The organism is Pseudomonas sp. PSE1(2024), assembly GCF_050990555.1.
GTDB lineage: Bacteria > Pseudomonadota > Gammaproteobacteria > Pseudomonadales > Pseudomonadaceae > Aquipseudomonas > Aquipseudomonas aphyarum.
Genome location: NZ_CP158967.1, coordinates 1,372,211 through 1,386,790 on the forward strand (window position 1 = coordinate 1,372,211; position 14,580 = coordinate 1,386,790).

The following is a 14,580-nucleotide window of genomic DNA, read 5'->3' on the forward strand; positions in this document are numbered from 1 at the left end:
GTGTGCATTCGAAGCGGAGCAGGGCGGGCATGATAACCCGTCCGGCCGTGTCGCCGACCTAAAGACTGAACCCGCCATCCAGCGGAATGATATTCCCGGTCATGTACGCCCCGGCGGTACTCGCCAGGCTGATTGCCAGCGCCGCCATTTCTTCCTCGCGGCCCCAGCGTTTCATCGGGATCAGCGCAGTGTCTTCGGCCAGCGCCTGCTGGTCACTGCCGATGTGCTGGGTCATCTTGCTCGGAAAGCGCCCCGGTGCGATGACGTTGACGTTGATGTGCTGGCTCACCAGTTCCCGGGCGAGAATCCGTGACAGTTGATGCAGGGCCGCCTTGCTCGGCCCGTAGGCGTAGGCCTGTTCGCCGAAGGAAGAAATCCCCGCCACCGAGCCGATATTGATGATCCGCGCCGGATTGGCCGCCGACCCGGATTGGCGCAGCAACGGTAGAAATTGCTGGATGCAACTGAACACCGAGGTCACGTTGAGCTGCATGACTTTCTCCCAACCCTTGACCGGGTAGCTCTCCAGCGGCGCGCCCCAGGTGGTGCCGGCGTTGTTGACCAGAATGTCCAGGTGGGTGATTTGCTCGCCCAGTCGCACGGCCAACTCTTTCACGCCTTCTTCCGTCGCCAGATTCGCCGCCACGCCCAGACAAGTGCCCAGGGCACTGAGTTCTTCAGCGGTTTGATGACAGGCTTCCGCGTCACGGGAGCAGACGTACACGCGGGCGCCGGCCTCGACAAAGGCCTTGGCGATCATTTTGCCGATACCACGGGTGCCGCCGGTCACCAGGGCGGTGCGGCCTTGCAGGGAGAAATACGGGTGCATGGCGAATCCTGAGGGCTAGGGTTCAGTACACCCTAGTCGCCGGCCGCGAAAAGCGGAGCCACTATTTTTGGAAGGAATGGAGGGGCATGCATGAAAACGGCGACCGAAGTCGCCGTTTTGTTTTTGCAAAAAAAATCAACCGCGAACGCGCAGGGTCAGGCCCTTGAGGAAATTGCGCAGCAACTGATCACCGCACGGACGGTAGTTGGTGTGGCCAACCTTGCGGAACAGCGCGCTCAGCTCAGGCTTGGACACCGGGAACTCGGCAGCCTTGAGGATCGCGTGCATGTCGTCTTCTTTCAGTTCGAAGGCCACGCGCAGCTTTTTCAGGATGATGTTGTTGGTCACCGGCAGTTCGATCGGCAGCGGCGGACGGCTTTCGTCCTTGCCGCGCTTGAAGATCACCAGACCGTCGAGGAAGTGCGCGATGACTTCGTCCGGGCAGCGCACGAAACCTTCTTCGTCTTCTTCTTTCTTGTCGAGGTACGTCACGACATCGGCAAGCGTGACGTCCAGGCCGCCGAGTTTGATGATCTCGACCACTTTCTTGTCGCTGATGTCGAGCATGTAGCGCACGCTGCGCAGAACGTCGTTGTGAACCATGTGTGCAATCCTGATTGTTCGCTGTGGGCATCGCGCGGGCGCGATGCCGGAAATGTAGGGTGGCTCGCGAGCCTTAGAATTTCTCTTTGCCGGACAGGTAGCGCCATTGGCCGACCGGCACCTTGCCGATGGACACGCCGCCGATGCGGATGCGGCGAATGCCGATAACTTTCAGGCCGACCGCTTCGCAGAACTGGGCGATGATCCCCGGCTGCGGGTTCTTCATGGCGAAGCGCAGACGGTTTTCGTTCTGCCAGCTGGCCTTGACCGGCGGCAGCTCCTTGCCCTTGTGGGTGAGGCCGTGCTGCAGACGGTTGAGGCCGTGGGCAACCATGTCGCCTTCGACTTCGACCACGTATTCCTGCTCGATCTTGGCCGCGTCGGCGGTGAGCTTGCGCAACACCTTCCAGTCCTGGGTGAACACCAGCAGGCCGCTGGCCTTGGGTTGCAGGTCGGCGCTGGCGGTCAGGCGCAAGAAATGCCCGCGCAGCGGACGCTTGCCGTAGCGGTGTTCTTCACTGAGGGTTTCGGCGTTCAGCGACTGCATGGCGCTGTCGACATCCATGCCGGCCGGCACGTTGAGCAGGATGGTCACCGGCTCCGGCGCGGTGGCCTTGGCGTCCTTGTCGAGCTCGACTTTCTGGTCGCCGACCTTGAATTGCGGCTCGTCGATGACTTCGCCGTCCACGGTGACCCAGCCGCCCTCGATGAACAGCTCGGCCTCCCGGCGGGAGCAGCCGACCAGCTCGATGAGGCGTTTGGAGAGGCGAATCGGGTCAGTCATGACAGGGGCCGTAACAAAAAAGGGGTGGGCATTGTACCTGCCTGGGGCCGGTTAAGCCCGATTGCATTTACAGGTGCTGAATTCAATGTGGGAGCGAGCTTGCTCGCGAAGGCGTCCTTTCAGTCTATTTCTGCAGTGGCTGTTGCACCGCATTCGCGAGCAAGCTCGCTCCCACAGTAGTTTTGTTGTGTGTCAGGCATGGTTCGAGCGTTGCTGATTCTGCCGCAAGCGCATGTGCAACAGCGGATACGGCTGGCCCATGCCATCGACTTCCGAGCGGCCGATCACCTCGAACCCTTGCTTGAAGTAAAACCCCAGGGCCTGCGGGTTCTGTTCGTTGACGTCCAGTTCGTCGGCGTTCAGGTGTTCCATCGCGTACTTCAGCAGTTTCTTGCCAAGGCCCTGGCCGCGATGGGCCGGGTCGATGAACAGCATTTCGATCTTGCCCGCCGCAACCCCGGCAAACCCGGTGATGCGCTGGTGGCTGTCCCGGGTGCAGATCAGCATCACTGCGTCGAGGTAGCGGGTCAGCACCAGATTCTTCAGCAGTTCGATGTAGGATTCCGGCAGGAAATCATGAGTCGCGCGGACCGAGGCCTCCCAGACCCGGGTCAGTTCCTGATAATCGCTGAGTTTCGGCGTGTGGATGACCGAGTGGTGACGCATGCCCGATAGCCTCTTTGTCATGGATGAGGGAGTCCTTCCCACCCCAAACTCTAGCCGTAAAAAAGCCCCGCATCTCGTAAAAAGAGAGCGGGGCTTTCTGTATTTTTCGCGCTTAGATCTGTTCGGCCCAGAGGTCGTATTCGTCGGCGTCGGTCACCTTGCACCAGACCTTGTCGCCCGGCTTGAGGTTGCTGCCGTTGTCGATGAACACGTTGCCGTCGATTTCCGGGGCATCGAAGAAGCAACGGCCGACCGCGCCTTGCTCGTCGACTTCGTCGACCAACACTTCGATTTCACGGCCGATGCGCATTTGCAGGCGCGCCGAGCTGATGGCCTGCTGGTGCGCCATGAAACGCTCCCAGCGATCCTGCTTGACGTCGTCCGGAACGATGTCGAGGTTCAGGTCATTGGCCGGTGCGCCTTCGACCGGCGAGTACTGGAAGCAGCCGACGCGGTCGAGCTGGGCTTCGGTCAGCCAGTCCAGCAGGTACTGGAAGTCTTCTTCGGTTTCGCCGGGGAAGCCGACGATGAAGGTCGAACGGATGATCAGGTCCGGGCAGATTTCGCGCCAGTTCTTGATCCGCGCCAGGGTCTTGTCTTCGAACGCCGGGCGTTTCATCGACTTCAGGACTTTCGGGCTCGCGTGCTGGAACGGGATGTCCAGGTACGGCAGGATCTTGCCGGCGGCCATCAGCGGGATCAGCTCGTCGACATGCGGGTACGGGTAAACGTAGTGCAGACGGACCCAGACGCCGAGGGTGCTCAGCGCTTCGCACAGTTCGGTCATGCGGGTTTTCACCGGCGCGCCGTTCCAGAAACCGGTGCGGTATTTGACGTCAACGCCATAGGCGCTGGTGTCTTGGGAAATCACCAGCAGTTCCTTCACGCCGGATTTGACCAGACGCTGGGCTTCGTCGAGCACATCACCAACCGGACGGCTGACCAGTTTGCCGCGCATCGACGGGATGATGCAGAAGCTGCAGCTGTGGTTGCAGCCTTCGGAAATCTTCAGGTACGCGTAGTGACGCGGGGTCAGCTTGATGCCTTGCGGCGGCACCAGGTCGATCAGCGGGTTGTGATCCTGCTTCGGCGGCACGACTTCGTGCACGGCGTTGACCACTTGCTCGTACTGCTGCGGACCGGTAACGGCCAGCACGCTCGGGTGCACGTCACGGATATTGCCTTCTTCCACGCCCATGCAGCCGGTCACGATGACCTTGCCGTTTTCCTTGATCGCTTCACCGATGACTTCCAGCGATTCGGCCTTGGCCGAGTCGATGAAGCCGCAGGTGTTGACCACGACCACGTCGGCGTCCTGATAGGTGGACACCACGTCATAGCCTTCCATGCGCAGCTGGGTCAGGATGCGCTCGGAGTCGACCAGTGCTTTCGGGCAACCCAGAGAAACGAAGCCAACCTTTGGATTGGCCGGCGCAGGAGTGGTGGACATGTCTAACCTCGGTGTTTTGTGACATCGATTACCTGATTCAGGAACCGACGGACGGGCGCTTGAACTGCGCCTCTGATCAAAAAGTGCGCAATTCTAGCGACGAGCAGCGCACTTGACCAGCTTTATGCAGGGAAATACGACGAGTGCTGCGCTATGCTTCGCGCCGTTGCGCTTTACTGAATTTTTACAGTCAAGAAAACGTCTGTTACAGGGCGTAAAAACGCGCATGCTGCACACAAAGCATAGTGCTTCATATAAGAAGCCGGTCTGGGAATCAGGAGTGTTGGATGGGTCAGGCAAGTAGTCACGCGGCGGGCGCCGAAGGTTCGGCCACCAAGCCGCTGAGCATGCTGGTCGCGGCGGTCGGGGTAGTTTACGGCGACATCGGCACGAGCCCGTTGTACACCCTCAAAGAAGTGTTTTCCGGCGCTTACGGTGTGCCCGTCAATCACGACGGAGTGCTCGGCATTCTGTCGCTGATTTTCTGGTCGCTGATCTGGGTCGTTTCAATCAAGTACATGATGTTCGTGCTGCGCGCCGACAACCAGGGCGAAGGCGGGATCATGGCGCTCACCGCGCTGGCCCGTCGGGCAGCGGCGGGGCGCAAGCGGTTGCGCACGCTTTTGGTGGTCTGCGGGCTGATCGGCGCGGCGCTGTTCTATGGCGACAGCATGATCACCCCGGCGATTTCCGTGCTCTCGGCCATTGAAGGTCTGGGCCTGGCCTTCGACGGCATTGACCATTGGGTGGTGCCGCTGTCGCTGGTGGTGCTGGTGGCGCTGTTTCTGATCCAGAAACACGGCACGGCGCGGATCGGCATTCTTTTCGGGCCGATCATGGTCACCTGGTTCCTGGTCCTCGGCGCGCTCGGCGTGTACGGCATCAGCCACACCCCCGAAGTGCTGCATGCGATGAATCCGGCGTGGGCGGTGCGGTTCTTTACCGTTCATCCGGGCATGGGCGTGGCGATCCTCGGCGCCGTGGTGCTGGCACTGACCGGTGCCGAAGCGCTGTACGCCGACATGGGCCACTTCGGCCGCAAGCCGATTGCCCGTGCGTGGTTCCTGTTGGTGCTGCCGGCGCTGGTGCTCAACTACTTCGGTCAGGGCGCCTTGCTGCTGGACAACCCGGAAGCGGCGCGCAACCCGTTCTACCTGCTGGCCCCGAGCTGGGCGCTGATTCCGCTGGTCGGTCTGTCGACCCTGGCCACGGTGATCGCCTCCCAGGCGGTGATTTCTGGCGCGTTCTCCCTGACCCGTCAGGCGATCCAGCTCGGTTACATCCCGCGCATGTACATCCAGCACACCTCGAGCGACGAGCAGGGCCAGATCTACATCGGTGCCGTGAATTGGTCGCTGATGGTCGGCGTGGTCTTGCTGGTGATCGGCTTCGAATCTTCCGGCGCGCTGGCCTCGGCCTATGGTGTGGCCGTGACTGGCACGATGTTGATGACCACGATCCTGGTGTCGGCAGTGATGCTGCTGCTGTGGAAATGGCCACCGATTCTGGCGGTGCCGGTGCTGATCGGCTTCCTGCTGGTGGACGGCCTGTACTTTGCCGCCAACGTGCCGAAGATCGTCCAGGGCGGTGCCTTCCCGGTGATCGCCGGTATCGCGCTGTTCGTGCTGATGACCACCTGGAAACGTGGCAAGCAACTGCTGGTCGAGCGCCTCGACGAAGGCGCGCTGCCGCTGCCGATCTTCATCAGCAGCATCCGCGTCCAGCCGCCGCACCGCGTGCAGGGCACCGCCGTGTTCCTTACCGCCCGCTCCGACGCGGTGCCGCATGCGCTGTTGCACAACCTGCTGCACAACCAGGTGCTGCATGAGCAAGTGGTGCTGCTGACCGTGGTCTATGAAGACATCCCACGCGTTCCGCCATCGCGCCGCTTCGAAGTCGAAGCCCACGGCGAAGGCTTCTTCCGGGTGATCCTGCACTTCGGGTTTACCGACGAACCGGACGTGCCGCAGGCACTGAAGCTGTGCCATCTCGACGACCTGGACTTCAGCCCGATGCGCACCACCTACTTCCTCAGCCGCGAAACGGTCATCGCCTCGAAACTCGAAGGCATGGCCCGCTGGCGTGAGGCGCTGTTTGCGTTCATGTTGAAGAATGCCAACGGGAACCTGCGGTTCTTCAATCTGCCGCTGAATAGGGTGATTGAGTTGGGGACGCAGGTGGAGATGTAACCTCCGCCACAACTGAAAAGCCCCCGTCAGCTTTGTGGCTGGCGGGGGCTTTTTCGTTTTTGTGCCGTTACATTCTTTCTGGCAGTTCTGCCTCAGATTCGGTCTTCGTTCGCGCAGGTCGCGGCATCAGGGCCTTCATCACGTCGTCGACCAAGGCCTTGCCGATTATCGTCAGGTAATGCGCGGCCCAGGCGTGACGGTCGCTTTCCTTGTCGTAGGCGGCATCCTCGGCGAAGGATTTGGCGAGGAACAACAGGTCTGAAGCCTGGGACAGTGCTTCGACGATCGGGACGCCGGAGCGAACGTTGAGTAACGCCTGATCCGAGCTGTAGAGGAAAGAGGTGAAACCGATGGTTGTGAGGTCTACGGGGGACGGCGATTTCGTTTCGGTCATGGTGCTACTCCTTGGTTCGAGGAGCTGCGACTTCCGTTACCACACGAAAGGGAGGCAGCTGTACGCAGGGTGGTAAACCGGGAACCAAGGAAACCGGCACGCCCGAAGGCGTCCCACGCACAGCTGCCATAACTCGAAATCACAGGCATGAAAGTGTCTGTGATTGTGATGAGGGTGCTGTTGCGCTGGTTTATCCGGGTTACCACACCCGATCGCTGAAAGGGTCAGCGACGTCCGGAGAGTATCCCGTCGAAAAACAGCGCAATAGGGCGGCAAAGTGCCCAAACACGAGATTAGGAGTTTGCCTACAAGGTATGCGGACGTCATCTGATATTGCGACACCGCAAGTAAGCGAAACTATGCGTCGGACAGAATCAGTGCGCTAAGCAGGTGTTGATTCTTCAATGAGCTTCGCTTAGCAACAGTCCTTTGTCCGAGGACTGAGGACAGTTCGAGTGACGGGCGACATTCTTGGAGAAGGGTGCTCATGAAAAAATGTTTGAAACAAGAAAGGCTGGATGAATTCGAGACTCTTCGGGTTGAAGCGGCAGCCAAGGCACGATTGAGCAATTTCGATCCGGCTCAAGCGATCAGTCATGACGACATGCGGGCGAGGTACGCCCAGGAAACGCTGACAGTTAACTGAGTTCCACGTGGCTCTTCGTTGGAGCTCCGGGAATGAAAAAGCCCTCGCAACCGTGAGATTGCGAGGGCTTTTAATCAGGTGCGCTTCAGATCACTCTTCCGCCACCTGCGCCGTGTTCTGGCGCTTCTCGATCAAGTCCACCAAACGCTTGGCCAGCGCCGGGTAGTTCTCGTCGAAGTGGTGACCACCAGGCAGCTTCACCGCTTCGCCCACCGCGGTCTTGTCGGTGCAGCCGCTTTCGTCGGTTTCTTCTTCACCGTAGATGCACACGACCTTGGCCGGTGGCAGCTTGGCCATTTCCGGGCCGGTGGCGGCTTCTTTGCCGGCGTTGCCGAGCCAGCCTTCGACTTCGATTTCGAAGCTGCCGGTGCGGGCGAAGGCCAGCAGGATGATTGCGTCGACGCGTTGCTGCTCGGTTTCCGGCAGGCGGTTGTAGATGGCCGGGAGGACGTCGGCGCCGAACGAGTAGCCGGTCAGGATGAAGCGCTTGGTGCCCCATTTCTGGCGGTAGTGCTGCATCAGTTCGGTCAGGTCGAGGGCGCTCTGTTCCGGGCTCTTGTGCTGCCAGTAGTAGCGCAGGGTGTCGATGCCGACGACCGGGTAGCCGATCTTGGCCATTTCACCGGCCACGTCGCGGTCCAGATCGCGCCAGCCGCCGTCACCGGACAGGAACAGGGTGACGGTGTCCTTAGCTTGGCCGGCCGGGACTTCCACGACTGGAATCTGCAGGCCACCGTTGGCCTTGTCGCCGCCGACGAGGATCTTGCGCAGTTCGTTGTTCAGCACTTGCGGCAGGTTGATGTCGTAGTCGCTGATGCTGGTTTCGGCGTTCGGTTGATCGCGCACGAAACCGGCGCTGGTGTCGTCCGGGTTGTCGTTCCACGCCACCAGCCAGTGGCCGTGGGCGGCGGCTTTTGGCAACAGGTGAGTGCAGCCGGGTTTTTCCAGGGCCAGGTCGACGGAGACAGCCTGAGCCTTGTCGTCTTTCTGCTCGGACAACCAGCGCCATGCCAGGACGGCTCCGGGGCCGATGCCGCTGACCAGGGTCGCCGGGCCGTTCAGTTCGCGCAGGCCCGCTTGCAGGGCGCGGCTTTGCAGCAGGCAGTCCTTGGGCAGGATCACCTGAACGATTTGCGCCGAGGCGCTGCGGCTCAGGGTGCTCAGTTGCTTGTCGCTGAGTTTCTGGTCGTCGTTGACCGCCACCAGCACCTGCGCCTTGGGCTTGGTGCCGGGGATGACCCGGGTCATGGCGGCGCCATCGGCCGGGGTGAGCTGTTCGAGGGTCGGTTCCGGTGCCGGGCGTTTGAGGTACCAGAAACCGCCACCGGCAATCGCGGCCAGCACCAGCAGTGCGACCAGGATGTACTTCAGGGAGCGTTGAATCATCAGCGTTTCACCAATCCAGTCAAGCCGCCCGCGATCAGGGCAGCAGTGTCGGCCAGCGCCACCAGCGGATCGAGTCCGGCGGGCACGGCCATATAACGGGGTTCCCAGTCGGGCTGGAACTTGTCTTTGAAGCGGCGCAAGCCTTGGAAGTTGTACAGCTGCTCACCACGGCGGAAAACCATCGAGCCCAGACGCTGGGTCAGCGGTGCCCCGCGCCGGGGTTGCAACCCCGACAGCGGCACCATGCCCAGGCTGAAGCGCGCGTATCCGTGACTCTTATAGTGTTGAATCAGACCGACCATCATGAATTCCATGGTCAGCTTGGGGGCGTCCGGGTGCGCGCGCATCAGGTCGAGACTGGCCAGGTCATGGCTGTAGGTCTCGAGCAGGTTGGCGAACGCCACCGGGCGGCCTTCGAAGCGAATCACCGCGATGCGGAAATGCTTCAGGTAATCATCGCTGAAACGGCCGAGGGAGAAGCCTTTCTCGCGCACGTTCTTGCCGGTCAGCCAGGCATCGGAAATCACCTTGAGCTCATCCATCGGCGCCTGGCCCGGCTCATGGATCTCCAGCGACAGGCCGTCACGGGTGCCACGGTTCCAGGTGTAGCGCAGGTCCTTCATCTCCTTGCCCTTGGCTTCCAGGTCAAAGCGATGCAGATCGACCCGGGCTTCTTCGCCGAGCTTGATCGCGGTCAGGCCGATGTCCATGTAGTACGGCAGGTTCTCGGCGCGCACCTGATAGAACACGGGGCGGGCGTGATGGATGTCGCACAGGTCGCGGAACTGCCAGATCATCTCGGCCCGTTGCTGGCCGGGGCCGATCGGGTCGTACAGGGCCACCAGACTGCGGCCGCGACGGGCGTACATCAGGAAGGCTTCGTCGTTGGGATGAAACAGCAGCGCCTTGTCACCGGTCAGGGCCAGGCCGCCGTCCGGTTGCGAGGAGGCCATCAGGATTTTCGAGGCGCGTTCCAGTTCATCCGGTGTCGGCAGATGGATCACCGGGCGAGCGGTGCGCAGCAGCCAGGTCAGGGCGATCACCAGCAGCAGCACGGCGGCGCCGAGCAGCGAGCGCAGGCCGCGCGGGGCATCGGCGTCGAGGGTGAACTGCCACCACAGTTGATGGCTGTAAGGGACGTCCTGATAAGCGAACAGCAAAAGCCAGGTCGAAGCACCGAGTACGCACAGGCTGGCCACCAGATAGAGCGGCGAGAACGGCAGTTCGGTCAGACGGCTCGGGCGGTAGAACGAACGACGGAACACCCCCAGCAGTGCGGCGGTGAGGGTCATCAGGGTCGCTTCTTCCCAGTCGAAACCCTTGAGCAGCGAGAGCAGGGCGCCCACCAGCAGCAGAATGGTGGTCAGCATCCACGCCGCCGACAACCGGCGACGCAGGCCTTGAGCGAGCATCAGGCACAGCACACCGATCAGGCTGGCGCCAAAGTGCGAAGCGTCGACCAGGCGGTGAGGAATCAGAAAGCCGATGTGTTCCAGACGGGTGTCGATCTCTGGCGTTGCGCCGGAAAACAGCAGCACCACGCCGGACAGGAACACCAGCACTGCGAGAATCGGTGCCGCCAGACCGGACGCCGCACGCATGGTCTGCGATTGAAACAGGCGTTGGCCTTCGTTGATCAGCAACAGCACGCAGGCCACCAGCAACGGCAGCACCACATAGATCAGGCGATACAGGAGCAGGGCGGCAGCCAGTGGAGCGGCACCGAGTTTGTCGGCGAACGCCGCGAGCAGAATCGCTTCGAAGACACCCACACCACCCGGAACGTGACTGAGTACACCGGCCGCCAGCGCCAGCAGATAAACCAGCAGGAAGGCACCGAAGGGCGGCGCTTCCGGCAGCAGCAGATAAAGGACGGTTGCAGCGGCGGCGACGTCGAGGGCGGTGATGACCAGTTGCAGGAACGTCAGGCGGCGACCCGGCAGGCGCAGGGTGCGACGACCGGCCCGAACCAGCAGGTTGTCCGGATAAGGTTGTTCCGGCAGGCGACGGCGATAGATGCCGATGGCCAGGATCGCGCCGAGCAGCAGCACTACGCCGGCAATCGTCCCCAATAAAGTCTCGGACAGCCCCAGTGCCTGTGAGGCGGCGGGCAGGTTGCTCAGGGTCGCAAGTGCAGCCAGCGGCGGCAGGGCGCAGCCCAGTGACAGGCTGGCGAACAGGGTCATGTGCGCGACTTCGGAAGCGCCCAGGCCATGCCGTGCATATAAACGGTAACGCACCGAGCCACCGGACAGCATCGACAGGCCAATGGCATTGCCGATGGCAAACGCGGTGAAGCCGCCAAGGGCCAGAACTTTCGGTGCCAGCGTCACGCGGGCATAACGACTGGCCGACCATTCGTAGCCGAGCAGAATGATGAAGCCGACGACCGTCGCTCCGAGGGCGCCGAGCAAAGCCGGTTTCGGCACGTCGAGAATCGAGTCGTGCAGGGCGTCGAGATCGAGTTCGCTGAGCAGATGGCGACAGGCAATCAGCGCGATGGCGAACAGCAGCAACGTGACCGCCAGACCGATCGGTTGCCGGTATTTGCTGATCCGATCCAGCAGGCGCAGACGCTCAGGCTTGATCGGTGGGGTCGCTGTGACGGTGTCTTGTGAATCAGACGAGTTGGCGCGCATCAATCACCTCTTGGATTGTGCGCGACAGGATGGAGGTATCCAGCCAAGTAACCAATCCCTGTAGAAAAAAATAATCACAAAATACTACGCCTCTCACCGGGTATCGGCGAGGGCAGCTCCTGGATTGCAGACGCCCTGCTTGCGACTTCAAGCATAGTCGCAACTCGGCGGGTCTGAAGATCCTGAACGGTTCACTGCACAGTGACAGATCATTGTTGCGAAAGGACTTTTTCCACAGATACAAAAAAGGCCACTCTTTCGAGTAGCCTTTTTTGATGTTTGGTTGCGGGAGCCGGATTTGAACCGACGACCTTCGGGTTATGAGCCCGACGAGCTACCAGACTGCTCCATCCCGCGTCTGTGTGGCGGCATTCTACAGGCGAACGGCGGGGTGTCAACCGATAATCCCGAGAAGGGTCAAATAAGTGTGCAATCGCGGCAAACGGTCGCAGGTGGCTGCTTAAGTTTCGGAATTGAAACGGATTCCTGTTTGCAGAACGCCGTGCATCGTCGTGAAAAACAGACACGCACAAAAAAGGCCAATCTTTCGATTGGCCTTTTCTGATGTTTGGTTGCGGGAGCCGGATTTGAACCGACGACCTTCGGGTTATGAGCCCGACGAGCTACCAGACTGCTCCATCCCGCGTCTGTGTGGCGGCATTCTACAGAGGAACGCCGGGGTGTCAACCTTCAATTTGGATAAAACCTCTTCAGCTTCAATCGGTTAGCGCTGACGGACGGTCTTTTCAGAGGCTGCAGGTCAGGCACAGCAAGGGTTTCAGCTCTATTGGAGGTTGGTTTTCGATTGAGAAAATAAATTCAAAGGTCGTTTCCTACAAACTGAAAAGAACATTCATACCACTGGTGCTATATACAGGTGTCAGTGAGATACTGCCGGTCCGGCTCGCCATGTTTCCTTTTCTGTCATGACTCAGCGAAAAATCATCCACGTCGACTGTGACTGTTTCTACGCCGCCATCGAGATGCGGGATGACCCGAGCCTCGCCGGCAAGCCGTTGGCGGTCGGTGGCTCGGCGGACAGGCGCGGGGTGATCGCCACCTGCAACTATGAGGCGCGTGCATACGGGGTTCGCTCGGCGATGTCCTCTGGACACGCCTTGAAGCTGTGCCCGGACCTGACCATCGTCAAGCCGAGAATGGACGCCTATCGCGAGGCGTCGAAAGAAATTCACACGATCTTCAGCGATTACACCGACCTCATCGAGCCGCTTTCGCTGGACGAGGCGTACCTCGACGTCTCGGACAGCGCGCATTTCGGCGGTAGCGCCACGCGGATCGCCCAGGACATTCGCCGCCGGGTGTCCAATCAGTTGCATATCACCGTCTCCGCCGGCGTGGCGCCGAACAAGTTTCTGGCCAAGATCGCCAGCGACTGGAAAAAGCCCAACGGCTTGTTCGTGATCACTCCAGATCAGGTCGAGGAGTTCGTCAGTAGCTTGCCGGTGAGCAAGTTGCACGGGGTCGGCAAGGTCACGGCCGACAAGTTGGGCAAGCTGGGTATCAATGACTGTCTGCAATTGCGTGACTGGGACAAGCTGGCGCTGGTGCGGGAATTTGGCAGTTTCGGCGAGCGCTTGTGGAGTCTGGCCCGTGGGATCGATGAGCGGTTGGTACATAACGACAGCCGCCGTCAGTCGATCAGTGTCGAAAACACCTACGACGTCGATCTGCCGGATCTGCGCAGTTGCCTCGATAAGCTCCCCGAGCTGCTGGAAACCCTGAAAACCCGCATGGCGCGGATCGACAGCAGCTACCGGCCGGGCAAGCCATTCGTCAAAGTGAAGTTTCACGATTTCACCCAGACCACACTGGAGCAGGCCGGGGCAGGGCGGGATCTGGGCAGTTACCAGTTGATGCTGACGCAGGCGTTCAACCGCGGTGGCAAACCGGTGCGGCTATTGGGAGTGGGCGTGCGGCTGGAGGATTTACGCGGCGGGTTCGAACAAATGGAGTTGTTCGAGCGATAGACGGACAAAAAAATGCCCGAACCAGGTTCGGGCATTTTTTCAGGGGGGTTCAGTTCGGCCCCGGATCCGCCACCAGACGCCCCGCATCCCGGGTCAGGGACTTGAGGAATTCGGCCTGCAACTCAGGATCGTTGCGGGTCAGTTCGATCAGGCTTTGTTCCAGTTCACTGGCTTCTTCTTCCAGACCCAGTTCCGACAGACGCTTCACCCGGTGTACCCACTGGCTCACTTCGTCGTCTTCCAGATCGTCGTAGATCAGCCCGTGAGCCTCCAGCAGCTTGCCGCGCAGGTGAGTGCTGATCGCCAGAGACGAATCGGAATGCACGTCATCCTTGCTGTCTTCGACGCTGATCTGCAGTTTGCCTACATGATTGAGGTCGTTTTCGGCGAACGGGCTGTCCAGCAGGTTCAGACGCAGCACGCCGTTGCGATCGGTGGTCATGTCGAAGGTCTGCTTGCCGGCCTTGACCTGAACCGGGCGCTCGCTCCACGGCAGGCTCGAATACTCCGTGCGCTTGTCGCGCTGGACTTCGTCGATGCCGGCCAGATTCTGTTGCGCGCGACCGTTCGATTGCACGTTCATGAACGGGTTGAGCCCGGCGAAACCGTAGCTGAGCCAGTCCCGTGTCACGCTGTCGGGCAGATTGCCGAGGGCAAACACGTTGACCACGTTCGCACCGACGCCGCCGACCACCGCCACCGCGCCCAGCGGAATCTCGTAGATCTCCCGCCATGGCTGGTAAGGCGTGTAACGGTCGTAATGGCGCGTGACCTCGAATTCTGTGACTTCGAAGGTCTTCTGTTCGTTGATCTTCACGCGCCGTTGCGGCAGCTCAAGCACCTTGGGCTCGCCGACATCGATCTGCAGGCTGTGGTCGAGCAGTTTGCGCTCGACACGTTCCTCGTGCTCGCTGCGTTGTGACATGTGATTGGCACAGCCGCTGACCAGCAGGGTGCCGCACAGGGCGGCGCCACCGAGGCCTAAGGTGTTTCGCTTGAACATGAC

The 14,580-nt window shown here is 60.8% G+C and carries 12 protein-coding genes and 2 tRNA genes; 3 read left to right on the plus strand and 11 right to left on the minus strand.

Annotated elements, in window-relative coordinates:
- Positions 1-58: 58 nt before the first annotated feature.
- The 5 genes from ABTV87_RS06090 to rimO all read right to left on the minus strand — a co-directional run bounded on the left by ABTV87_RS06090 (position 59) and on the right by rimO (position 4,332).
- Entirely contained in the window at positions 59-829 is a 771-nt protein-coding gene (locus tag ABTV87_RS06090; protein ID WP_433899127.1) for an SDR family oxidoreductase, read from the minus strand.
- Positions 830-964: 135 nt separating this feature from the next.
- On the minus strand, positions 965-1,432 hold the full coding sequence (locus ABTV87_RS06095; protein WP_007954948.1) for a DUF1456 family protein: 468 nt from the start codon (positions 1,430-1,432) through the stop codon (positions 965-967).
- Between the two features lie 73 nt (positions 1,433-1,505).
- Entirely contained in the window at positions 1,506-2,216 is a 711-nt protein-coding gene (locus tag ABTV87_RS06100; RefSeq protein WP_011332751.1) for an rRNA pseudouridine synthase, read from the minus strand.
- A 192-nt stretch (positions 2,217-2,408) separates the two neighbouring features.
- Positions 2,409-2,882: a GNAT family N-acetyltransferase gene (locus ABTV87_RS06105; protein WP_085605315.1), complete on the minus strand. Its 474-nt coding sequence runs from the start codon at positions 2,880-2,882 to the stop codon at positions 2,409-2,411.
- Between the two features lie 112 nt (positions 2,883-2,994).
- Entirely contained in the window at positions 2,995-4,332 is a 1,338-nt protein-coding gene (gene rimO, locus ABTV87_RS06110; RefSeq protein ID WP_007954955.1) for a 30S ribosomal protein S12 methylthiotransferase RimO, read from the minus strand.
- 347 nt (positions 4,333-4,679) lie between these two features.
- Here rimO and ABTV87_RS06115 point away from each other — a divergent pair, with 347 nt between their 5' ends.
- On the plus strand, positions 4,680-6,521 hold the full coding sequence (locus tag ABTV87_RS06115; RefSeq protein WP_433899835.1) for a potassium transporter Kup: 1,842 nt from the start codon (positions 4,680-4,682) through the stop codon (positions 6,519-6,521).
- Positions 6,522-6,588: 67 nt separating this feature from the next.
- Here ABTV87_RS06115 and ABTV87_RS06120 read toward each other — a convergent pair whose 3' ends face one another.
- Complete coding sequence (locus tag ABTV87_RS06120; RefSeq protein WP_433899128.1) at positions 6,589-6,915, minus strand: DUF3077 domain-containing protein; 327 nt, start codon at positions 6,913-6,915, stop codon at positions 6,589-6,591.
- A gap of 487 nt (positions 6,916-7,402) precedes the next feature.
- Between ABTV87_RS06120 and ABTV87_RS06125 the strand changes: the two genes are divergently transcribed.
- Positions 7,403-7,561: a hypothetical protein gene (locus ABTV87_RS06125; protein ID WP_433899129.1), complete on the plus strand. Its 159-nt coding sequence runs from the start codon at positions 7,403-7,405 to the stop codon at positions 7,559-7,561.
- Between the two features lie 90 nt (positions 7,562-7,651).
- On the opposite strand, the gene ABTV87_RS06130 is transcribed toward ABTV87_RS06125, so the two are convergent.
- The 4 genes from ABTV87_RS06130 to ABTV87_RS06145 form a co-directional block, all read right to left on the minus strand.
- Entirely contained in the window at positions 7,652-8,947 is a 1,296-nt protein-coding gene (locus tag ABTV87_RS06130; RefSeq protein ID WP_064593891.1) for a virulence factor family protein, read from the minus strand.
- On the minus strand, positions 8,947-11,586 hold the full coding sequence (gene mprF, locus ABTV87_RS06135; RefSeq protein ID WP_433899130.1) for a bifunctional lysylphosphatidylglycerol flippase/synthetase MprF: 2,640 nt from the start codon (positions 11,584-11,586) through the stop codon (positions 8,947-8,949). The genes ABTV87_RS06130 and mprF overlap by 1 nt, the downstream gene beginning before the upstream one ends.
- A gap of 280 nt (positions 11,587-11,866) precedes the next feature.
- A tRNA-Met gene (locus tag ABTV87_RS06140) sits at positions 11,867-11,943 on the minus strand.
- Between the two features lie 212 nt (positions 11,944-12,155).
- Positions 12,156-12,232, minus strand: a tRNA-Met gene (locus ABTV87_RS06145).
- 280 nt (positions 12,233-12,512) lie between these two features.
- On the opposite strand from ABTV87_RS06145, the gene dinB reads away from it, so the two are divergent.
- Positions 12,513-13,574, plus strand: a complete 1,062-nt coding sequence (gene dinB / locus ABTV87_RS06150; protein ID WP_375745738.1) for a DNA polymerase IV — start codon at positions 12,513-12,515, stop codon at positions 13,572-13,574.
- 49 nt (positions 13,575-13,623) lie between these two features.
- Here dinB and ABTV87_RS06155 read toward each other — a convergent pair whose 3' ends face one another.
- The gene (locus ABTV87_RS06155) at positions 13,624-14,577 is read right to left on the minus strand and encodes a hypothetical protein (RefSeq protein ID WP_007954977.1); all 954 of its coding nucleotides are present in this window, start codon (positions 14,575-14,577) and stop codon (positions 13,624-13,626) included.
- Between the last annotated feature and the right edge of the window lie 3 nt (positions 14,578-14,580).

Excerpts from the sequence above, each read along its gene's own strand:
- ABTV87_RS06090 (WP_433899127.1), bottom strand. The coding sequence starts at position 829 with ATGCACCCGTATTTCTCCCTGCAAGGCCGCACCGCCCTGGTGACCGGC.
- ABTV87_RS06095 (WP_007954948.1), bottom strand. The coding sequence starts at position 1,432 with ATGGTTCACAACGACGTTCTGCGCAGCGTGCGCTACATGCTCGACATC.
- ABTV87_RS06100 (WP_011332751.1), bottom strand. The coding sequence starts at position 2,216 with ATGACTGACCCGATTCGCCTCTCCAAACGCCTCATCGAGCTGGTCGGC.
- ABTV87_RS06105 (WP_085605315.1), bottom strand. The coding sequence starts at position 2,882 with ATGCGTCACCACTCGGTCATCCACACGCCGAAACTCAGCGATTATCAG.
- rimO (WP_007954955.1), bottom strand. The coding sequence starts at position 4,332 with ATGTCCACCACTCCTGCGCCGGCCAATCCAAAGGTTGGCTTCGTTTCT.
- ABTV87_RS06115 (WP_433899835.1), top strand. The coding sequence starts at position 4,680 with ATGCTGGTCGCGGCGGTCGGGGTAGTTTACGGCGACATCGGCACGAGC.
- ABTV87_RS06120 (WP_433899128.1), bottom strand. The coding sequence starts at position 6,915 with ATGACCGAAACGAAATCGCCGTCCCCCGTAGACCTCACAACCATCGGT.
- ABTV87_RS06125 (WP_433899129.1), top strand. The coding sequence starts at position 7,403 with ATGAAAAAATGTTTGAAACAAGAAAGGCTGGATGAATTCGAGACTCTT.
- ABTV87_RS06130 (WP_064593891.1), bottom strand. The coding sequence starts at position 8,947 with ATGATTCAACGCTCCCTGAAGTACATCCTGGTCGCACTGCTGGTGCTG.
- mprF (WP_433899130.1), bottom strand. The coding sequence starts at position 11,586 with ATGCGCGCCAACTCGTCTGATTCACAAGACACCGTCACAGCGACCCCA.
- dinB (WP_375745738.1), top strand. The coding sequence starts at position 12,513 with ATGACTCAGCGAAAAATCATCCACGTCGACTGTGACTGTTTCTACGCC.
- ABTV87_RS06155 (WP_007954977.1), bottom strand. The coding sequence starts at position 14,577 with ATGTTCAAGCGAAACACCTTAGGCCTCGGTGGCGCCGCCCTGTGCGGC.